The 20,591-nt window shown below is 70.1% G+C and carries 16 protein-coding genes, 1 pseudogene and 2 riboswitches; of the genes and pseudogenes, 11 read left to right on the forward strand and 6 right to left on the reverse strand.

The annotated features are described in order from the left end of the window. Positions 1 to 46: 46 nt before the first annotated feature. A complete protein-coding gene (locus tag K9D12_RS01825; RefSeq protein WP_223059288.1) occupies positions 47 to 1,489 on the forward strand; it encodes a cobyric acid synthase in 1,443 nt (480 codons plus the stop codon). Next, complete coding sequence (cobF, locus tag K9D12_RS01830; protein ID WP_223059289.1) at positions 1,486 to 2,277, forward strand: precorrin-6A synthase (deacetylating); 792 nt, start codon at positions 1,486 to 1,488, stop codon at positions 2,275 to 2,277. The genes K9D12_RS01825 and cobF overlap by 4 nt, the downstream gene beginning before the upstream one ends. Here the strand turns inward: cobF and K9D12_RS01835 are convergent. Continuing rightward, a complete protein-coding gene (locus tag K9D12_RS01835; protein WP_223059290.1) occupies positions 2,232 to 3,278 on the reverse strand; it encodes a YafY family protein in 1,047 nt (348 codons plus the stop codon). The genes cobF and K9D12_RS01835 overlap by 46 nt on opposite strands. Positions 3,279 to 3,371: 93 nt before the next feature. Here K9D12_RS01835 and K9D12_RS01840 point away from each other — a divergent pair, with 93 nt between their 5' ends. Then, positions 3,372 to 3,929 carry a DUF664 domain-containing protein gene (locus tag K9D12_RS01840; protein ID WP_223059291.1) on the forward strand — a complete coding sequence of 186 codons (558 nt, stop codon included), beginning with the start codon at positions 3,372 to 3,374 and terminating at the stop codon, positions 3,927 to 3,929. 6 nt (positions 3,930 to 3,935) lie between these two features. Here K9D12_RS01840 and bluB read toward each other — a convergent pair whose 3' ends face one another. Further along, positions 3,936 to 5,594, reverse strand: a complete 1,659-nt coding sequence (bluB, locus tag K9D12_RS01845; protein WP_223059292.1) for a 5,6-dimethylbenzimidazole synthase — start codon at positions 5,592 to 5,594, stop codon at positions 3,936 to 3,938. 89 nt (positions 5,595 to 5,683) lie between these two features. Continuing rightward, positions 5,684 to 9,337 carry a cobaltochelatase subunit CobN gene (gene cobN, locus K9D12_RS01850; RefSeq protein WP_223059293.1) on the reverse strand — a complete coding sequence of 1,218 codons (3,654 nt, stop codon included), beginning with the start codon at positions 9,335 to 9,337 and terminating at the stop codon, positions 5,684 to 5,686. 56 nt (positions 9,338 to 9,393) lie between these two features. Further along, positions 9,394 to 9,512: riboswitch (cobalamin riboswitch) on the reverse strand. A gap of 17 nt (positions 9,513 to 9,529) precedes the next feature. On the opposite strand from cobN, the gene K9D12_RS01855 reads away from it, so the two are divergent. From K9D12_RS01855 to cobJ, 3 genes are read left to right on the forward strand one after another with little or no spacing between them, the layout of a single operon-like run. Beyond that, entirely contained in the window at positions 9,530 to 10,630 is a 1,101-nt protein-coding gene (locus K9D12_RS01855; RefSeq protein ID WP_370633434.1) for a cobalamin biosynthesis protein CobG, read from the forward strand. Then, on the forward strand, positions 10,627 to 11,289 hold the full coding sequence (locus K9D12_RS01860) for a precorrin-8X methylmutase (RefSeq protein ID WP_223059295.1): 663 nt from the start codon (positions 10,627 to 10,629) through the stop codon (positions 11,287 to 11,289). The genes K9D12_RS01855 and K9D12_RS01860 overlap by 4 nt, the downstream gene beginning before the upstream one ends. After that, positions 11,286 to 12,827, forward strand: a complete 1,542-nt coding sequence (cobJ, locus tag K9D12_RS01865) for a precorrin-3B C(17)-methyltransferase (RefSeq protein ID WP_223059296.1) — start codon at positions 11,286 to 11,288, stop codon at positions 12,825 to 12,827. Before K9D12_RS01860 ends, cobJ begins: the two co-directional genes overlap by 4 nt. A 25-nt stretch (positions 12,828 to 12,852) precedes the next feature. On the opposite strand, the gene K9D12_RS01870 is transcribed toward cobJ, so the two are convergent. Together K9D12_RS01870 and cbiE are read right to left on the reverse strand one after the other, a co-directional pair. Continuing rightward, complete coding sequence (locus K9D12_RS01870) at positions 12,853 to 13,605, reverse strand: cobalt-precorrin-4/precorrin-4 C(11)-methyltransferase (protein WP_223059297.1); 753 nt, start codon at positions 13,603 to 13,605, stop codon at positions 12,853 to 12,855. Next, positions 13,602 to 14,831 (reverse strand): precorrin-6y C5,15-methyltransferase (decarboxylating) subunit CbiE, encoded by a 1,230-nt coding sequence (gene cbiE, locus K9D12_RS01875; RefSeq protein WP_223059298.1) that lies wholly within the window; start codon positions 14,829 to 14,831, stop codon positions 13,602 to 13,604. The genes K9D12_RS01870 and cbiE overlap by 4 nt, the downstream gene beginning before the upstream one ends. Positions 14,832 to 14,914: 83 nt before the next feature. Further along, positions 14,915 to 15,041, forward strand: a riboswitch (cobalamin riboswitch). Positions 15,042 to 15,096: 55 nt separating this feature from the next. Between cbiE and K9D12_RS01880 the strand changes: the two are divergent. Then, a pseudogene (locus K9D12_RS01880) lies at positions 15,097 to 16,026 on the forward strand (ATP-binding protein); the annotation flags it as partial. A gap of 183 nt (positions 16,027 to 16,209) precedes the next feature. Here K9D12_RS01880 and K9D12_RS01885 read toward each other — a convergent pair. Then, a complete protein-coding gene (locus tag K9D12_RS01885; protein ID WP_223059299.1) occupies positions 16,210 to 16,770 on the reverse strand; it encodes a DUF2087 domain-containing protein in 561 nt (186 codons plus the stop codon). Positions 16,771 to 17,033: 263 nt separating this feature from the next. Between K9D12_RS01885 and K9D12_RS01890 the strand changes: the two genes are divergently transcribed. The 4 genes from K9D12_RS01890 (at position 17,034) to K9D12_RS01905 (ending at position 20,578) form a co-directional block, all read left to right on the forward strand. After that, complete coding sequence (locus K9D12_RS01890) at positions 17,034 to 18,068, forward strand: putative sugar O-methyltransferase (protein ID WP_223059300.1); 1,035 nt, start codon at positions 17,034 to 17,036, stop codon at positions 18,066 to 18,068. A gap of 76 nt (positions 18,069 to 18,144) precedes the next feature. Next, positions 18,145 to 19,170, forward strand: coding sequence for a rod shape-determining protein (locus tag K9D12_RS01895; RefSeq protein ID WP_129662902.1), 1,026 nt, complete (start codon positions 18,145 to 18,147; stop codon positions 19,168 to 19,170). Next, positions 19,167 to 20,009 (forward strand): rod shape-determining protein MreC, encoded by an 843-nt coding sequence (gene mreC / locus K9D12_RS01900; RefSeq protein ID WP_223059301.1) that lies wholly within the window; start codon positions 19,167 to 19,169, stop codon positions 20,007 to 20,009. Before K9D12_RS01895 ends, mreC begins: the two co-directional genes overlap by 4 nt. A gap of 8 nt (positions 20,010 to 20,017) precedes the next feature. Further along, positions 20,018 to 20,578, forward strand: a complete 561-nt coding sequence (locus tag K9D12_RS01905) for a hypothetical protein (protein ID WP_223059302.1) — start codon at positions 20,018 to 20,020, stop codon at positions 20,576 to 20,578. Positions 20,579 to 20,591 lie beyond the last annotated feature (13 nt).

Here is a 20,591-nt window from a genome sequence, read left to right on the forward strand (position 1 = left end):
CATCATGCCCCGGAAGACGCCGTCGTGACCGTTAGGGTGGACGCTCGTGAGTGGCCTTCTCGTGACCGGTACGTCCTCGGACGCAGGCAAGTCGCTCGTCGTCACGGGCCTGTGCCGCGCGTGGGCGCGCCAGGGGGTCCGCGTCGCGCCGTTCAAGGCGCAGAACATGTCGAACAACTCGATGGTGTGCGCCGACGGCGCGGAGATCGGGCGCGCTCAGTACCTGCAGTGCGAGGCGGCCGGTGTCGAGGCGAGCGGGGTGCACAACCCTGTGCTCCTCAAGCCGGGCAGCGACCGGCAGGCGTTCGTCGTCGTGCGCGGCAAGCCCGCCGGGCGGCTCGAGGCCGGTGAGTACGCGACGGGCCGCACCCACCTGGCCGAAGCAGCCTTCGCCGCGTACGAGGAACTCCGGGCGAGCGTCGACCTCGTCGTCACCGAGGGTGCAGGCTCCCCGGCGGAGATCAATCTTCGGGCGGGTGACTACGTCAACATGGGTCTGGCCAGGCGCTTCGGCCTACCTGTGGCCCTCGTGGGCGACATCGACCGGGGCGGCGTGCTCGCAGCGCTTTACGGCACCTGGGCGTTGCTCGACGACGAGGACCGTGCGCTCCTTCGCACGTTCGTCATCAACAAGTTCCGCGGTGACGCGTCAGTGCTCACGCCTGGCCTCGACGAGATCCGTCGACGAACCGGCCTCTCGTGCGCGGGGGTGCTCCCCTGGCTCACGGACGTCTGGCTCGACTCGGAGGACGCCCTGTCGATCGGCCGCTGGCGACCCGACGACGACGCGATGTCCGAGCGCCTTTCGGTTGCTGTCGTGCCGTTTCCGCGCACGTCGAACGCGACGGACGTCGACGCGCTGGCCGCCGAACCGGGCATCGACGTCCACATCACGACCGACCTCGATCGCTGCCGAGAAGCCGACCTCCTCGTCCTGCCCGGCAGCCGTGCCACCGTCGACGACCTGGCATGGCTGCGTCGCCAGGGCCTCGACGCCGTCGTCACCGAGCGTGCAGCAGCGGGTCGGCCGGTGCTCGGCATCTGCGGTGGGTACGAAATGCTCGTCGAGACGATCGAGGACGCCGTCGAATCGTCCGCAGGCATCGTCACGGGGTTGAGCGTGCTCGCCGGCCGCGTGACGTTCCACGACGAGAAGGTGCTCGCCCGCCCGAATGAACGGTGGAAGGGCCACGACGTCGACGGGTACGAGATCCATCACGGCGTCGTCGACGCGGAACCGACGTTCCCCGGCGGCTCGGCCTCGGGCTCGGTGTGGGGCACGATCTGGCACGGCACCTTCGAGAACGACGGCTTCCGACGCGCCTGGCTCGCCGAGGTCGCAGCGGCGGTCGGCTCCGCGTGGACGCCCGACCTCACGGCGCCAGGCTTCCGCGCGCGACGCAGCGCGATGATCGACGCCCTCGCTGACGCGTGTGAGGCGTCGCTCGACCTCGATCACCTTCTCGAACTCGCCCAGGAGGCACCGTGACCGGCAGAAGGGTCAACGTCATCGGCATCGGTGCCGGCGCGCCCGATCACCTCACTCTCGGCGCGATCGCCGCGATGCGCGAGGTCGACGTCTTCCTCGTCGCGGGCAAGGGCGAGGACAGGGCCCAACTCGTGGCCGTCCGTGAAGAGCTGTGCCGGCGCCACCTCGAGCCGGGCAGCTACCGCTTCGTCACGCTGTCCGACCCCGAGCGCGGGCCGGACGCGCAGCGCGATGGCGGCCAGTACCGCCGAGGCGTCGACGACTGGCACGAGGCGCGCGCGCAGCTGTGGGGCGAAACGATCGACGCCCTCGATCCCGAGGTGAGCGTTGGCTTCCTCGTCTGGGGTGACCCGGCGTTCTACGACTCGACGATCCGCGTCGTCGAGCGGATGCGCGCTACCCGCAACTTCGACGTCCACGTCGTACCCGGCATATCGGCGTTCCAGGCCCTCGCGGCCGAGCACGGCATCGTCCTGCACGAGATCGGCAAGCCGATCCACATCACGACCGGACGTCGACTCGAAGCCGACTGGAGCCCGGACGCTGCGTTCGTCGTCATGCTCGACGGCTCGCTTCACTGTGCGGCCCTGCGGGAGCGGGCACCCGACCTCGTCCTCCACTGGGGTGCCTACCTCGGGCTACCTCAACAGGAGTTGCGCTCCGGGCAGCTCGACGAGGTCATCGACGACATCGTCGACCTGCGCGCGCGGCTGCGCGCCGAGCACGGTTGGATCATGGACGTTTACGCCCTTGGTGCCGTGTCGTCGCCCTCGGCGGCCGAAGCCTGACGCCTCACGTCCACGGCAACCGGCGGCGCCGACGAATCCCCCGCCACCACCAGCGTCTGCATCTGGCGGGTGATGCGGTCACAGGCCGAGCGGAAGGCCTCGGCGTGTGGTTGCGCGGGAACCCGAACCGGACTCTCGAGATCCCGGGCGACGCCCAGCATCTCCCACGCGAGAACATTCCAACTGAGCGCGCCCACCCGAAAGCGGCAGCCTGTGGCCGTGGCCTCGAGTCCTTCGCGGAAGGCCGCGGGGACCCTGCGAGCCACCCGCGAAACGTCGACGGCCATCTCGAAGCGCAGGACGCACTCGAATCTCTCCTCCAGATCACGGTGATGATCATGAGGCGGCACCTTCCTCGGCTCGAACGACCAGGACGTCACGCGAAGCTCGTCCATCCGATCGAGTCGGAACACGCGCCAATCCTGACGCCCTCGGTCATACGCCTGGAGATACCAGCGTTCTCCCTGGGTGATGAGTCGCCCAGGTTCCACTTCACGCAAGGACGTCTCGCCGTCGGCCTTGCGGTAGCCGAAACGCACCAGCGTCCGGTCGCGCTGTGCCGTGGCCAATTGCTGTAGCACGCGCAGATCGACCGGGGGCCGCGTTCGTGGCAGTGCGCGCGTGGCATCGTCCAGAGCCGAGGCGACAGCGCGAAGCCTCGGAGGGAGGACTTGATCCAGCTTCGTCAGCGCGCGAAGGGCCGCCTCACCGATCTCATCGGTGCCCGAAAGCGCCGCCATTCGTAGACACGCGACCATCGCCACGGCCTCGTCGTCGTCGAGCACGAGCGGCGGTAAACCGCGACCAGCGCCGAGGCGGTATCCGCCCTCAAGTCCACGTTCGCCCTCGACCGGGTACCCGAGCTCACGAAGACGCACCACGTCCCGTCGTACCGTGCGCTCGGTCACCCCGAGGCGTTCCGCGAGTTCCGGCCCCTGCCAGGACGTGCGCGATTCCAGGAGGCCGAGCAGGCGCAGGACGCGGTGTGTCGTTTCCGCCATGTGCTCATCCTGCCCGACACAGCGGACCGAACCTGTCCGGAAGGTGCGCTCTGATGGGTGTACGGCACGAGCCGAAGACGAAAGGGACCCGCCATGTACCTACCCCAGATCGACGACGAACGCACCACCTTGTGCAACTACCTCGACGTCCAACTCGACGCGATCCGTGCGAGCGCGTACGGCCTCGACGACGAGCAGGCCCGGCGGACACCCCTGCGCAGTGCGCTCAGCATCAGCGGCATCGTCAAGCACATCGTCTATTGCATGAAGCAGTCCTTGTCCGGCGCCGGACACCACGAACACGACCAGCCGTTCGAGGCGTTCGCCGCGAGCTTCACGCCCACCCCGGAGGAGACGCTCGACGTGCTTCTCGGTGTCTTCGACGACGTGCGTGCCCAGTACACGCAGATGTGTCGAGAGGGTGATGTGGAAGCAGAACTGCCCGTGGGGCCCATGCCGTGGTTCGGGATGGACGAGGCTCGCCCGGCGAAGCTGCGCTACCTCTACGTCCACCACGTCGAGGAGTTCGCTCGGCACGCGGGCCACGCGGACATCATCCGTGAGGAGTTGGACGGTGCGACGGCCGGTGAACTGCTGGCAGCTGTGGAGGGCTGGCCGGCGAACGACTACATCACACCCTGGCGGTCGTGACGCGCCTCAGTCGGTCGTCCTGATGCTCGCGCGGCGTGCTTCGAGCCCGCGCAGGAGCATCCCGGCGGCGAGCACTCCGCCGACACCTTCACCGGCTCGCAGACGCAGATCGAGCAAGGGCTCAAGTCCGAGTTCCGTGAGGACGAGTGCGTGCCCCTTCTCCCTGCTGCGCTGGCCAGCGACGAGGTAACCCTGCACCGCCGGCTCGAGACGGCACGCGACGAGCGCGGCCACGGAGGTCGCGAGTCCGTCGAGCACGATCGTCGTGCCGTCGTCCGCCGCTGCGAGGCAGACTCCCGTGAGGACGGCGATCTCGGGTCCTCCGAGACAACGCAGGGCTCGCCGGGCGGCGTCGGCGTCCGAGCCGAAGGTTCCCGAACGCTCCAAGGCGGCGCTGACGACCCCGAGCTTGCGCTTCGACATCGCAGCGTCGGCTCCCGAACCGAGCCCGACGACGTCGTCGGCGTCGACGCCGAGCAGCGCGCACGTCAGTGCGGCCGCCACGGTCGTGTTGCCGACACCCACCTCGCCGAGGACGACCAGTCCGTCGGCGGCGGCCCGCCGCCCGACGTTCTCACCGACTGTGACGCAGCGCTCCAGATCGTCGTCGGTGAGGGCGTCGGCGTCCCGAAGGTTGCCTCGCTTTCCACCGGGTCGGGCATCGATCGCCCCGGTGACAGGCTCACTCACGCCGGCGTCCACGACGTCCACCGCGAGACCTGCGGCTCGGGCGTGGGCCGCTCCGAGCGAGCTCGGGTCGGCCAGGGCATGGCCGAGAACGTCGGCCGTCACGTGCGGCTCGTAGGCGCTGACGCCGAGCTCGACGACGGGGTGGTCGGCACCCGCCAGGATCAGGCGCCCTCCGGAGGTCTGCGGACCGGACGTCGCCACGACACGGTTGAGGGCCCGGTCGAGGATGCCCAGTGACTCCGGCGGTGCGAGGAGCGTGTCCGCACCGTCCCCTGCCTCGACGAGTGCGTCGCCGTCGGGCGCGCGCAGGTGCGACAGCGGTTGCGCCGGTGCCCCGTCGCCCTCGGGCCACCGCTCCTCGAGCACGACGTCCTCGAGCGGCAGCTTCGTCGACCAGGACGCGCGCTGCAGGCCGGGCCCCGGCGGGCGCTCGTCCGGCCAGCCCAGGCACATCCACCCCAGCGTCTCGACTCCCTCGGGTGCCCCGATGAGGGCGGCCAGGTCGGACGGCTCGAAGAGCGTCACCCACCCCATCCCAAGGCCGAGCGAGCGCGCCGTGAGCCACATGTTCTGGATGGCGCACGCGCACGACCAGACGTCGGTCTCGGTGAACGTGGCCCGACCGAGAACTCCGTTCGCCGGCGTCCGCCGATCGCAGGCCACGACGATGCCGATGGGCGCTTCGCGCAGGCCCTCGAGCTTGAGGTCGAGGAGGCGCGCCGCGCGCTCCGGCAGCAGGTCGCGTGCCTGACGCAGCCGCGCCGTGTCCGCGAGGTGCGCCGCGCGCTCGCGCGTCTCGGGTGAACGAACGACGACGAACCGCCACGGCTGGCTGTGGCCAACCGACGGCGCGCTGTGACCCGCCTCGAGCACCCGCTCGAGCAACTCGGGCTCGATCGCATCCGGCCGGTACCGCCGGATGTCACGTCGCCCGGCGATGACCCGCCCGAGCGCCTCGGTGACCTGCTCGCCCATGGCCCAGCCGCGCGGATCCTCCCGGCGTTCCCGTGCGGAGGAGGCGTCCCCGACCGTCGGTCGCGGTCGTCGGGGCGCGCCCGACGGCGTCACTGCTCCAGCTCCCCTTCGACGTCGAGGTAGACCTGCTGCATCGCGGCCATCGTCTCCGGGCTCGGGTTCTCCCACAGGCCACGGTCGGCGGCCTCCCCGAGCTTCTCGACGATGCCGTGCAACGCCCACGGGTTCGCGTGGCGCATGAACTCCTGCGTCTGCTCGTCGAGCACGTAGGACTGGGCGATCTGCTCGTACATCCAGTCGGGCACGACGTGGCTCGTCGCGTCGAAGCCGAAGAGGTAGTCGACGGTGGCGGCCAGTTCGAAGGCACCCTTGTATCCGTGACGTCGCATCGCGGCGATCCAGCGCGGGTTGACGACGCGCGCACGGAAGATGCGCGAGGTCTCCTCCGTGAGCGTGCGGGTCCTGATGGCGTCGGGCGTCGTCGAGTCGCCGACGTACGCCTCCGGCTCCTCACCCGTGAGTGCCTTGACCGTGGCCACCATGCCGCCGTGGTACTGGAAGTAGTCGTCCGAATCGAGGATGTCCGACTCGCGGTTGTCGACGTTCTTCGCCGCCACCTTGATGCGGCGGTAGTTGCGTTCCATGTCGTCGCGAGCCGGAGCGCCGTCGAGGTCGCGGCCGTACGCGTAGCCGCCCCAGGTCGTGTACACCTCGGCGAGGTCGGCGTCGCTGCGCCAGTTGCCCGAGTCCATGACCTGCAGCAGACCGGCACCGTAGGAGCCCGGCTTCGAACCGAACACGCGCGTGCGGGCCCGGCGCTCGTCGCCGTGGGCCTCGACATCGGCGCGGGCGTGGGCGCGCACGAAGTTCATGTCGTCGGGTTCGTCGAGGTCGACGACGAGGCGGACGGCGTCGTCCAGCATCGCGATGACGTGCGGGAACGCGTCACGGAAGAAGCCCGAGATGCGCACCGTGACGTCGATGCGGGGCCGGCCGAGGTCGTCGAGCGGGATCGGCTCGAGGCCGACGACGCGGCGGGACTGCTCGTCCCAGGTCGGCGTGACGCCCAGCAGGGCGAGGATCTCGCCGATGTCGTCGCCGCTCGTCCGCATCGCCGAGGTGCCCCACGCGGACAAGCCCACGGACTCGGGCCACTCGCCGTGCTCGTCGCGGTACTTCGCGAGCAGCGAGTCGGCCATGGCCGTGCCCGTCTCGTACGCGAGACGGCTCGGAATGGCCTTGGGGTCGACCGAGTAGAAGTTGCGGCCCGTCGGCAACACGTTGACGAGGCCGCGCAGCGGCGAGCCGCTAGGGCCGGCCGGCGTGTACCCACCGTCGAGGGCATGGAGGACGGCCGTCAGCTCGTCAGGCGTCTGGGCGAGGCGGGGCACGACCTGGGTTGCAGCGAACGTCAGCGAGGCCTCGACGCCCGAGCGGTCGACGTCGGACAGACCGTCGAGTTGCTCCGCGACGATGGAGGACACCGCGTCGGCTGACCATCCCGCCTGCGCCAAGGCACTGACGAGGGCGTGTGCCCGCTCCTGCGCGGCGTCCGTCGCGGTGCGATCGGTGCTCGTCACCTCGAGTCCGAGGGAGGTCCGCAAGCCGGGAACACCGTCACCACCGCCGCCGAACAGCTGGCGGGACTGGAGCATGGCCACGACGAGGTTGACGAGTTCGTCGCCCTCCGGCGCGCGCCCGAGAACGTGCAGACCGTCACGGATCTGGACGTCCTTGATCTCGCACAGCCACCCGTCGACGTGCATGACGAACTCGTCGAAGTCGTCCTCGTCCGGCTGCTCGTCGAGACCGAGGTCGTGGTGCAGCTCCGCTGCCCGAATGAGGGTCCAGATCTCACCGCGAAGCGCGGGCGCCTTCGCCGGGTCCATGACCGAGACGTTTCCGTACTCGTCGAGCAGCTGCTCGAGCCGCGCGATGTCGCCGTACCCCTCGGCGCGGGCCATTGGCGGCACGAGGTGATCGACGATCGTCGCGTGCGCTCGGCGCTTGGCCTCGGTGCCCTCACCCGGATCGTTGACGAGGAACGGGTAGATGAGCGGCAGGCTGCCGAGGGCCGCGTCCGTGCCGCAGGAGGCCGACATCCCGAGGCTCTTGCCCGGCATCCATTCGAGGTTGCCGTGCTTGCCCATGTGGACGACGGCGTGCGCGCCGAACTCCTCCTCGAGCCAGCGGTACGTGGCGAGGTAGTGGTGCGTGGGCGGAAGGTCGGGGTCGTGGTAGATGGCGATCGGGTTCTCGCCGAACCCGCGCGGCGGCTGGACGAGGATGACGAGGTTGCCGCTGCGCATGGCCGCCGCGACGATGTCACCGTCGGGGTTCTCCTGGCGGTCGACGAAGAGCTCACCGGGCGCTTCACCCCAGTGCTCGCGCATCGCGTCGGTGAGGTCGCTCGGTAGCGCGTCGAACCAACGGAGGTAGGTCGCGGCAGGGATACGGACGTGGGCGTCGCCGAGCTGAGCATCCGTCAGCCAGTCCGGATCCTGCCCGCCAGCGGCGATGAGGGCGTGGATGAGCGCGTTGCCTGCTGTGGTGTCCGGGTGCTCGTCGTCGACGGGTGCGACGCCGTGTTCCCCGCCGACACCGTCGAGCCCGGGAATGGCACCGGGCTCGCCGAGGTCGTAGCCCGCGTCACGCATGGCGCGCAGCAACCGAATGGTCGAGACAGGCGTGTCGAGGCCCACGGCGTTACCGATGCGGGAGTGCTTCGTCGGGTACGCCGACAGCACGACGGCGATGCGGCGCTCGGACGGCGCGAGCCGACGCAGGCGGGCGTGGCCGAGCACGATGCCGGCGACACGTGCACAACGTTCGGGGTCGGCCACGTAGGTGGCGAGACCGTCCTCGTCGAACTCCTTGAAGGAGAACGGCACCGAGATGATGCGCCCGTCGAACTCGGGCACGGCGACCTGGGTCGCCACGTCGAGCGGCGTCATGCCGTCGTCGGAGTCGAGCCAGTCCTCACGCCCCCAGGTGAGGCACAGCCCCTGGACGATCGGCACGTCGAGCGCGGCCAACGCCTGAACGTCCCAACTCTCGTCGTCCTCACCGGCGCCGGCACTTGCCGGACGCGTGCCGCCCGCGGCGAGCACCGTGGTGACGAGGGCGTCGTAGCGACGCAGGTGCTCGAGCAGCTCGGCTTCGGGGTCGCGCAGCGACGACACGAAAACCGGTTCGCCGACACCACCCGCGGCATCGAGAGCGTCGGCCAGGGCGTGGACGTAGGCGACGTTGTCCGCGACGTACTGGGCTCGGTAGAAGAGCACTCCGACCCGGGGCCCCTCAGGCGTGGGAGCTTCCGGGCGCTCGAGGACACCCCACGACGGGGTCGTGACCGGCGGGTCGAAGCCCTCACCGGTGAGCAGAAGGGTGTCGCTGAGGAAGGCGTGCAGTGACGCGAGGTTCGTCGCGCCACCCTGAGCGAGGTAGTCGTGGGCCTGGCGGGCAACGCCGGGCGGGGTGGTCGAGCACTCGATGAGCGCCGCATTCGGCTCCTGCTCGCCGCCGAGGACGACGACCGGGACACCTGACGCAGCGAGGGCGTCGAAGCCGTCGAAGAGGTCCTGTGGCCCGCCGAGAAGGCGCACGACGACGATGTCAGCTCCGTCGGTGACCTCGCCGATCGGGCGCGGCCGGGCCGGGTTGGCGATGGCGTAGTCCGCACCGCTGGAGCGCGCGCTGCGCAGGTCCGTGTCGGAGGTTGAGATCAGGGCAGTACGAGCCATCAGGCGCTCCTTCGTGAGTGTCCGCGCTCACGTCGACTTCGTGGACTCTCCCGGGTTCCCGGCGAGCCGGTCGCGGCGGCGTTCCTGACTTGCACGAGGGCTCACAGTGGCGGGACCGTCCCGGATTCACACCGGGTTCCGCAGCTCACGACCAGCCCCGACCCTACCTGGCTTACGCCTATGCTTGGCGCCGTGCCGTCCCGCCAGATTCACGATCGCTGCCCCGGAGTGCTGCGACCGTTCGCAGCCGACGACGGCGCCATCGTCCGGCTGCGACTTCCTGGGGGACGAACCGACACAACGGAATTGGTCGACATCTCCGCTCTCGCCGAGGAGTTCGGGGCACCCTTCGTCCAGCTGACGTCACGCGGCAACCTTCAACTCCGCGGCTTGCCCGAGCCGCTGCCGGAGCCCTTCGTCCGGACGGTGGAGCGACTGGGGTTGCTCCCCTCGGCCACCCACGAGCGCGTTCGCAACATTGTTGCCGACCCGTCGCCCGAACTAGACTGGTTGGTCAGCGAACTCGATGACCGACTGCAGCGGGACGACGCCCTCGCCACGCTTCCGGGACGGTGGCTCTTCGCACTCTCCGACGAGACGGGCCCTTCGCTGGACGCGCCGTACGACGTGGCGTTCCAACAGTTCTCGCCCACATCCGGTCGCCTCCTCGCCGGGCGACAGTCGCGCCCCTGCTCCCCCGCCGAGGCCGTGAGCGCTCTGCTCGGCGTGGCGAACCGCTTCCTCACCCTCCGTGACTCGGACGCCGTGTGGAACGTGCGTGACCTGCCTTCCGACTCACCGTTGTTCGTCGGCTTCGAGACCGTCGACAGTGCACCGACCGTGTCTCGGCGCGCTGCCGGATCGGGGCCGATCGGCGCGAACGTCGTGGAGCTGACGGAACTCGGCGTACCGCTGGGCTTCCTCACGCCCACCCTCGTCGCAGCACTGGTCGCGACCCTCGGCTCGTCGGCACGGATCGTCGTGACGCCGCACCGGAGCCTCGTCCTACCCGCCGACACGTCGCCCGAGGCGCTCGATGAACTGATTGCGGCCGGATTCCACTGCGCGACGGATCCGCGACGCCGTGTGACGGCCTGCATCGGCGCGCCCTTCTGCCGCCGCACCGACTCCCCCACCGTCGAGATCGCCCGCACAACCCCCGCCCCCGAGGCCGACGGACGCCTTCACATCGTGGGCTGCGAACGAGCCTGCGGCCGACCGACTTCCACCCACACCCTCGTCGTGGCGCCGCGCAGCGCCGACGACGTGGCCGACGCACGAGGTGACCGATGACGACGCCCCCCACCCGCCGGTATGCGTACGAACGTGACGGGCAGGCGATCTACCGAGAGTCGTTCGCGACCATCCGACGAGAAGCCGACCTGTCAACGCTGCCCGAGTCACTGCACACGGCGGCCGTTCGCATCATCCACGCGGCGGGCGACGTCGACATCGTCGGTGAGATCGAGGGAAGCCCCGACGTCGCCGACGCCGTTCACAACGCCCTCAGCGCCGGCGCGAACATTCTCACCGACTCGTTCATGCTCGCGAACGGCGTGACGCGCCGCCGCCTTCCGGCCGACAACGAGGTGCGCTGCACCTTGCGTGACCCGGCGGTGCCCGACCTCGCGCGCCAGTGGCGTACGACGCGCTCCGCGGCGGCTGTCTCGCTCTGGGAGCCATGGCTCGACGGCGCAGTGGTCGCGATCGGCAATGCTCCGACGGCGCTGTTCCACCTCCTCGAGGTCATCGCCGACGGCGGCCCGCGCCCCGCGGCGATCATCGGCATGCCGGTCGGTTTCGTCGGGTCAGCCGAATCCAAGATCGCGTTGAGCACCTTCGCTCCCGAGGGCGGGCCGGTGCCGTGGCTCACGGTGCACGGACGTCGGGGCGGATCGGCCATGGCTGCTGCCACGATCAACGCTCTCGCGACGCGGGACGAACTGGCATGAGCGCACCGGCACCAGCAGCTCTGCACGTCGTGGGGCTCGGGCCGGGTGATCCCGACCTCCTCACCCTCAAAGCGGCCCGCCTCGTGGAGTCGGCGGATGTCGTCGCCTACCACCGGGGCCCGAAGCGATCGAGCATCGCGCGTTCCATCGTGGCCGAACTCCTCGCCGAGCGTGCGGTGCCCGCCGTCGAGGAGGAACTCGTCTACCCCGTGACGACCGGGGAGGCTGCCCATCCGCGCGGATATCACGGCGCTCTGGCGGACTTCTACCTGGACTGCGCCGCCCGGCTTGGTGCGCACCTGCGCGCGGGACGCACCGTCGTCCTCCTCGCGGAGGGTGACCCCTTCTTCTACGGCTCGTCGATGTACGTCCACGACCTGCTCGCCGAGGAGTTCGAGACGCATCGGGTTCCCGGCGTCACGTCCGTCTCCGGCGCGACGGCGGCCATCGGTTCAGGGTTGTGCCGTCACGAGGACGTGCTCACGGTTCTGCCGGGCACCTTGCCCGTGCCGGAACTCGCGCGTCGCCTCGCCGACACCGACGCCGCCGTCATCATGAAGCTCGGGCGCACGTTCGCCAATGTGCGTGAGGCACTGCGTCAGGCGAACCTGCTCGAGCGTGCCGTGTACGTCGAGCGGGCCAGCCGCGACGGCGAACGGGTGCTGCCGGTCGCCGACGTCGATCCCGAGACCGTGCCGTACATGGCGCTCGTCGTCGTTCCCGGCCTCGACAGGCGGGCTGACGCTGCCGGCCGCGCGGAGGGATCCGCACCGACTCCGTCAACCAGCCCGTCGGGCGCGGTAGGGACGGTTCACGTCGTCGGCCTCGGGCCCGGTCCCGACCGCTGGCTGAGCCCCGAAGCGACCGAGGTCCTGGGTCGAGTCGCCCACGTCATCGGGTACGCGCCGTACGTCGAGCGCGTGCCGCAGCGCCCCGGGCTGACGCGTCACGCGAGCGGCAACACCGTCGAAGTCGACCGAGGGGCCCTCGCGCTGCGCCTTGCCGCCGACGGCGAGGACGTCGCAGTGGTCTCGGGTGGCGACGCGGGCGTGTTCGGCATGGCGTCAGCGGTGTTCGAGGCGCGCGAGAACGCCGACGCCGGTCTGCGCCACGTCACCGTGCACGTCGTTCCTGGCATCACGGCAGCTCATGCCGCGTCGGCCCTCGCGGGCGCGGCCCTCGGTGCCGATCACGCGCTCATCTCGCTGTCGGACCGCCTCAAGCCGTGGGATGTCATCGACGCGCGACTGCGAGCCTGCGCCCAAGCCGATCTGGCCATGGCCTTCTACAACCCCCGATCGGCGAGCCGGCCGCACCAGTTCGGCGACGCGCTCACCGTCCTGCGCGAGGAGCTGCCCCACGACCGGGTGGTGGCCGTGGCTCGCCACGTCGGTCGCGACGCCGAGGAACTGCGCACGACGACGCTCGGCGAGTTGGATCCGGAGACGATCGACATGGGGTGCCTCGTCATCGTCGGCGCCAGTTCGACGCGGATGACCGAGGACGGCCGCGTCTGGACGCCGCGCTTCGTCAGCTGAGGTACCGCCTGATGGGCGCCGAGCGTCAGTCGCCGGTCGGACGCTCGCGACACGCGCTGTAGAGGTGCGACTCGACGAAGTCGTCGTTCGCGAGGGCAGGGCCGACGAGGATGACAGCGGCCTGACGCAGCCCGGCATCTGCCACCAGGGCAGGCATCGAGGTCAGCGTTCCGCGCAGGACGAGCTGCTCGGGCGTACTCACGCGGTACCCGACGACAACCGGGCATTCCGGGCCGTAGTGCTCCGCGAGTTCGGCGCACAACCGGTCCGTGTGACGGATTGCCAGGTGCAGCGCGAGGGTCGCACCCGTGCGGGCGAAGTTCGCAAGCTCCTCCCCCGGCGGCATCTTCGTCGAATCGCGCTGGGCGCGGGTGAGGACGAGCGACTGCGTCACCTCAGGGGCCGTGAGCTCCCGTCCGATGACGGCGGCTGTGGCCGCGTAGGCGGGCACGCCCGGGCAGACCTCCCACGGCACCCCGAGAGCGTCGAGTCGTCGGGTTTGCTCGGCGAGAGCCGAGTAGATCGACGGGTCGCCCGAGCACAGCCGCGCGACGTCCGCTCCGCGGGCGTGAGCCTCGGCCATGAGGCGCGTGATGTCGTCGAGGTCGAGACGTTGCGTGTCGATACGTTCGGCGTCGGCGGGCAGGTGAGCGAGCACGGCCGCGTCGAGGTAGGTGCCGGCGAACAGGCACACCGACGAGCGCTCGAGCAGGTTCACGGCGCGCAGCGTGAGGAGATCGGCCGCTCCCGGACCGGCACCGATGAAGTTGACGGTCATGCGGACTCCTTCGACCTGGGGGGCCGCGTCAGGCACCACTGAACGACGCTGCGGGCAGGCTTCCAGCCGTGGAAGCGCCCGAGGGGCTCGAGGTGTTCGACGGCGAGGCGGGTGAGTTCGCCGCCGTGCGTGCGGTGTACCTCGTGAAGCAGCGCTTCGCTCTCTCTCGTCACGGCGTGGGCGACGAGACGACCACCGGGCCGCAACGCTGCGATCGCGGCGTCCAGGACGTCACGATCCAGTCCACCGCCGAGGAAGACGGCATCCGGTCGAGGCAGGTCGTCGTCGCGCACGGCGGCGCTCGTGCTGGTGACGTGGACGTCCACGCGGGAGGAGACGCCGAAGCGGGCGGCGTTCTGCGTCACCCGATCGGCACGGTCGGGATCGCGCTCGATGGCGACCGTGCGGGCCCGCGGGGCAGCGAGGCACCACTCGATCCCCACGGCCCCCGAGCCGGCTCCGAGGTCCCACAGGACCTGACCGGGCCACGGGCGCAGCCGGGCGAGGGCGGTGGCACGCACGTCTCGCTTCGTGATGAGTCCGTCGTGCTCGAAAGCGTCGTCGGCACGACCGGGGGCCGGCCCGAGGGCTTGTGGCTCGGCGTCGAGAACACCGACCTCGAGGCACACGACGACGAGGTCAGGGGTGCGCTCGTCACCCCACGCAGCGCAGGTGGTGCTGTGCGAGCCCTCGTTCTGGCCACCGAGGTGCCACCACGCGGTGAGCTGTGCAGTTCCGGCGCCTGCCTCCACGGCGAGGCGTGCAACCTCCGCGGGGCTGTCACCGTCCGAACAGAGCAGGACGAGACGGGCACCAGGGGTGACGAACGGAAGGAAACGGTCCGTGGAGCGGCCGACGAGGGTGACGACGTCGACGGACTCCGCCGACCACCCCATCCGAGCGCGGGCCAGCGTCTCCGACGAGAGCGCCGGGTGGACACGCACCGCCTCCCGACCAACTGCCTTGATCAGCGTCGTTCCGATGCCCGACAACAACGGGTCTCCGGATGCGAGAACAACTGTGTGCCTGCCTGATTCGCCGACAAGCGACTGCAGGTTGTCACGCAGCGGCGACGGCAGGGTGCGCCGTTCCTGCTGTCCCATCGACGGCAGCAGGTCGAGCTGACGTGGGCTTCCGATGACGGTGTCAGCCCGTTCCACGAGGTGTCGTGAGGCTTCAGAGAGACCACTCCACCCGTCGTCCCCGATGCCCACGACCTCGATCATGGCCGACACCCTACGACAACGCTGAGCACCGACGGCGACCACTGACGGAAGGTGAAACCTCGGGTCAGCCCGGACACCACCGCGGCGTGCTCGTCTGCCATGATGTCTCCCGGTTACATGACGAGGAATACCGGTGAGAATCCGGAGCGGTCCCGCCACTGTGAGCTTCCCTTCGAAGCGAGCCAGGACGTCGTCATCACCTGCCGCGTGCACGAGCCGCGGCATCTCGTACGGCAAGCGCGGTCACTTGTCAGGAGGAATCGTGATGTCCCGTTACCCCTTCACGGCCGTCGTCGGTGCCGACGACCTCGAGTTGGCTCTCGTACTGACAACGATCTCACCGGGCATCGGTGGTGTGCTCGTTCGCGGTGAGAAGGGCACGGCCAAGTCGACCATCGTGCGTGGGCTCGTCGACGTGCTCCCCCGGATCGACGTCGTCGCCGGCTGCCGCTACAGCTGCGACCCGCTCGCCCCGGAGCCGAACTGCCCCGACGGCCCGCACAGCGCTGACGGCGACGCCACGAGTCGCCCGGTCCGTCTTGTCGAACTTCCCGTCGGCGCCGGCGACGACCGAGTCAGTGGCTCGCTCGATCTGGCCCGGGCCTTGGGCGCCGGCAGCGCCGAGTTCCGCCCCGGCCTGCTCGCCGAGGCCAACCGCGGGTTGCTCTACGTCGACGAGGTCAACCTCCTGCACGACCACCTCGTCGACCTCCTGCTCGACGCGTCCGCGATGGGCAGCAACACCGTCGAGCGTGACGGCATGTCGGTGACGCACGCAGCCCGTTTCGTCCTCGTCGGCACGATGAACCCCGAGGAGGGCGAACTCCGCCCCCAGCTGCTCGACCGCTTCGGCCTCTCCGTCGACGTCGCAGCCTCGCGTGACCCCGAGGTCCGCGCCGAAGTCGTCACGCGTCGCCTCGCCTTCGACGCGAACCCCGATGCGTTCCTCGAACGATTCGCGGGCCATCAGGCTCGCCTGCGAGAGCGCATCGCCGCGGCCCAGGAGCGTGTCGGAGGGGTTGTCCTTTCCCCGTGGGCGCTGCGCACCATCGCCCGCGTATGTGCCGGCTTCGACGTCGACGGGATGCGTGCCGACATCGTCATCGCGCGAACGGCCAGTGCGCACGCCGCGTGGCGTGGCGCCGACGCCGTCGAGCGTGAGGACATCCGCGCAGCGGCCGTCCTTGCGCTCGCACACCGCCGACGCCGCGGCCCCTTCGACCCGCCCGGCCTGGACGAAGACCTTCTCGATCGGCTGCTCGACGAGGAACCGCCCCCGCCCCCCCCCGGGGGGGGGCCCCCCCCCCCCGCCCCCCCCCCGCCCCCCCCCCCCGCGCCCCCCCGGGGGGGCCCCCCCGCTGCGTTTGCTTTTGATGGGTCACCCGGGGTTGACCCCGGCTTCGGCCAGGTACGCCGGGAGCCACAGCCGCTCCCACTCGGGAAACTCGTGTGCCCAGCGCACGTCACGCTCCGGCGCTCGCTCGGCCAGCCGGTAGATGCCGGCCGAGCGCGTCAGGTAGCCGACGTTGACGAGTTCGCGGCGCAGGTACGCGACGTCCTCATGGACCGGTGCGAGCACAGCGCCCACCTCGGCTTCGGTGTACTCGCGATTTGGCTCGAAATGCCTCACGAGATCGAGAAGCACGGCCATGCGGGTGCTTCGTTTGGTCGGGATGGAGAGCAAGCGGCGCCCCTCGGCGTCGAAGAACGGGCGAATCGTGCGGCGCTGCTGTGCCGACGCGCGCTCATGGGCCGTTGCGCCGGCGGTGGACGATCGGACGTATGCGGATGTGTCGGCGCTCGCTTCGTCGTGTGGAGCGTCGTTCCTGGCGGAGTTGCGCCAAGCGTTCTCGAAGTGGCTTCGTGCGAGGGTGTAGTTCTCACCCGTCTCGCGCATCCGAGCTCGCACGAGTCGCTTGAAATCCTGGTCACGTGTCATGTCACACCTCACGGTCTGCGTCATCCCCAGCATGAACCGCAGCCGAACGTGTGCATGTGCGGTGAAGGCGTTGCTCGGCTCGAGAATCTGCTTCCCTTCACGCCGTCCGCGTGAGCTGGGGTCACGCGGTGCGCTGGGCGCGAGCCTGCGCCGACCCTCATTCTGCCCGTGGCAGGGCGAACGGCGCGAGTGGTTTTCGAGAAGACGAACGGCAGACGTGAGACCCTGAACGCGGGCGCCCGAGTTCACCTCGAGGAGGCATCGTGAGCGCATCGTGGAACGACCTGACCGAGCGAACCTTGCGTGAGATCGAGGGCGTGAACGAGCAGTTCCGCCCGACGAACTTCTGGGGGCCCGGCCTGCGTGAGCTTCTCCACGACCTGCAGGAGCGGGGCCTCGAGGAATTCAAGCGCTGGCCAACCGCGTCGTTCTGGTTCTATCCGCTCTATGGAGACGGCTATTCCCCGGCGTTGAGCGAAGAGCTCCTCGACGTGGCACGAACGAGCCGGGAGGGCGTCAACCCGGGATACTTTCGGGCCGCACTCAGCGGCAGTCGCGACGCGTGGCGCGATCACGACGTCGCGAGCGCGTGGTGGAACACCGAGCGGTGGCCGTTCGATCTGCGCTCGCACGGTGAGAGTCGCGTGGGCCGTCCGCCGCAGGCGTTCCCCGTGACGAAGGACGATTCGGCGGTCACCGTCGGACGCGCCTACAACAACTACCTTCTCGTTCTCGCCGCGCTGTCGCAGCACGTCGACGCACCGCCTTCGAGCTTTCTCGAGATCGGCGGCGGCTTCGGCGCCCTCGGCGAGATCCTGATGAGCCGCGACGAGAACGTGCGGTACGTCGATGCCGACATCCCACCCCTCCTGACCGTTGCGTCCTGGTACCTCACCGAACTGTTCGGTGATCGTGTGACGACGTACCTCGACCGGCCGGATGCCGGCCCGCTCACCGTGCCGAACAGCGGCGTCGTTCCGAACTACCGTCTGCCGGACCTCGAGGAGGATTTCGAGGTCTTCGTCAACTCCTTCTCGTTCCAGGAGATGGAGCCCGACGTCGTCGAGAACTACGTCGATCTCGTCTGCGGCAAGGGTATTCGCTATGCCGTCTCGCTCAACTCGCGCGAGGGCAAACAGCGTGCCGCCGCGCCGGGCGAGTACGGGGCCCTGGATCCGGTGACCTCCGAGCGCATCGCCGCGATGTTCGCCCGTCACGGGTTCGAGGTGGCCGGTCGCTACAACGACCCGTATGTGCGCAGCGCCGGGGAACTGCTCGTCATGAAGCGGCGCGGGTGAACACCGCTGCCGCGTCGAGGTGTCGACCGCGTGGACGTGCCGCGAACGTCCAGCCGAGTTTGAAATACTCGGCGGCGTGTTCGAGCGCCTGAGAAACCCGTCCCGCGACCTCGCGATCGACCTCGGCACCGCGAACACCCTCGTCTACGAAGCGGGGGAGGGCATCGTCGTCGACGAACCGAGCGTGGTCGCGCTCGACGCTGCCACGGGCCAGCTCCTCGCCGCAGGGTCCGATGCCAAGGAGATGCTCGGGCGAGCTCCGGCGAAGGTGCGCATCGTGCGTCCGCTCGCCGCGGGCGTCATCAGTGACGCCGACGCCGCCGAGCGGATGTTGCGCTACTTCATTGCCCGCTCCCGACCGTCGCGCCTCATCCGCCCGCGCATCGTCGTCTGTGTTCCTTCCGAGGTGACGGGCGTCGAACGTCGCGCGCTCGAGGACGCGGCGATGCGCGCCGGGGCGCGGCGGGTCGACGTCATCGAAGAGGCGGTCGCAGCTGCCCTCGGTGCCGGCCTGAACGTTCACGGGACGGCCGGCGCGATGGTTGTCGACATCGGCGGCGGCACGAGCGATGTCGCGGTCACGAGCCTCGGCGGCGTCGTGCGTGCCCACTCCGTGCGCATCGGGGGCCACGACCTCGACGACGCCATCGCGAACCACGTCAAGAACGAGTACGCGCTCCTGCTCGGCGAGCGCAGCGCGGAGACGATCAAGACGGCCATCGGCTCGGCTTTCCCCATGAGTCACGAACTCACCCACGAGGTGCGCGGTCGCGACCTCATCACGGGCCTTCCGCGCGCGGTCACGCTGACGAGCGGGGAGATCCGCCGAGCCCTCGAACCGCACCTGCTCACGATCTGCGAGACGGTGCGCTCCACCCTCGACTCCTGCCCTCCCGAACTGGCCGGCGACGTCCTCGACGGCGGCATCGTCCTCACCGGCGGGGGAGCGATGCTGCGCGGCCTGGACGTGCGCATGAGCCACGAGTTGGGCGTTCCCGTCCGGTTGGCCGAGGATCCACTGACCGCGGTCGTCACGGGCGCGGGCACGTGCGTCGAGGATCCAGCAGCGACGCGGTCGCTGCTGTCGCAGGTGGAGCGTTGAGGCGAGATTCGGGTGCGTCCGCGGCGGTGGCTGCGCCGGGACGCGGTACCCGGTCGCGCGCCCGACGCAGGCGCATCGGTGTCGCCGTCCTCCTCGTCATCGCGCTCGTCGTCAACCTCGTTCCGCCGGTGCGCGACGGCGTCAGTTCGCTCCTGTCACGTGGCGTGACGTCTCTCGTCTCGTCCCTCACCGGGCGCGACGCGGAGGTGAAGCGCCTGACGAAGGAGAACCTGGCCGTGAGCGAACGCGCTCGATCGGCCGAGGAGCGACTCGCAGCGGTCGAGGAATCGGCAACGCTCTCCGAACGATTCGGGGGCGGCAAGCACGATGTTGTCGTCGGTCATGCCGTCGCCTTCACGCCGGCACCTTCAACGGGTAGCGAGCGGAAGGTCGAACTCGACATCGGCTCGCGCGACGGCATCTCACTCTCGCAGGCCGTCGTGGGCAATCGCGGCCTCGTGGGGCGCATCACCGCAGTCCGGGCCGACTCCTCCACGGTCACGCTGCTCGCCGACCCCTCGTCCGTAGTGGGGGCGCGCGTCGAGCGCACCCGTTCCCTGGCCCGACTCAGCGGGAGCGCGCCGGCGGGTGTGGCCAAGCGAAGCGGCAGCGAGGTCAGCCTCGTCGTGGCCGACGGAGGTTCGGTACGCATCGGCGACACCGTCGTCACGGCAGGCAGCCCGAACGGGTTCCCGTACCCCGCCGGTATTCCGCTCGGGAAGGTGAGCCGCGTCGAGGCCGACCACGGTCAGGCGGAGCGCAACGCCGCCGTGCGTCCCTTCGTCGACCCCGGTGCGCTCGAGGTCGTGGGTGTTCTCGTGCCGCAGGAGAACCACTGATGGCGCGCGTGGCTGCTGAAACCCCCGGTGCTCCCGGTCGCACGCCCCTGCGCGAGCCCACGACGATCGTGGCTCGTCCCTCCGCGGTGGCGTGGAGCCGGGTTGCCTGGCTCGTCATGACGCTCCTGCTCGCCGTCACCGTGTTGCCCCTCGTGCCCACCTGGGCGCCGTGGATGCTCGTGCCCCTGCTCGTCACCGCAGGCGTGACCGGCGGTGCGTGGTCCGCCGTCGCCTGGGCGATCGCCGGGGCACTCCTGCTCGACCTCGCGCCGCCCGCGTCGTCGGCGCCGGGCCTCGCGCTTGTTCCCGCGGTTGCGGCGGCGCTCGTCGTCACCAGGGCCGCGAGGTCGTGGAACAGCGCCGCGTGGGTACCGGCCATCGTGGGCGGCCTCGGAGCCCTCACTGCCTCCCTTGTCGTTCTCGCCCTGCGAGTGGTGGCGTCCGGCTCAGTTCAGGCCGATCCGTATTCGCTGCTCGGCTCGACGGCCACGACGGCCGTTCTCACCGCAGCCCTCGCTCCGACCTGGGTGCGGTGGACGTTGCGCGAGCAGGAACAAGGACGCGCATGACCCGGCTGCGCCG

The organism is Dermacoccus sp. Tok2021, assembly GCF_019895135.1.
GTDB classification, from domain to species: domain Bacteria; phylum Actinomycetota; class Actinomycetes; order Actinomycetales; family Dermatophilaceae; genus Dermacoccus; species Dermacoccus abyssi.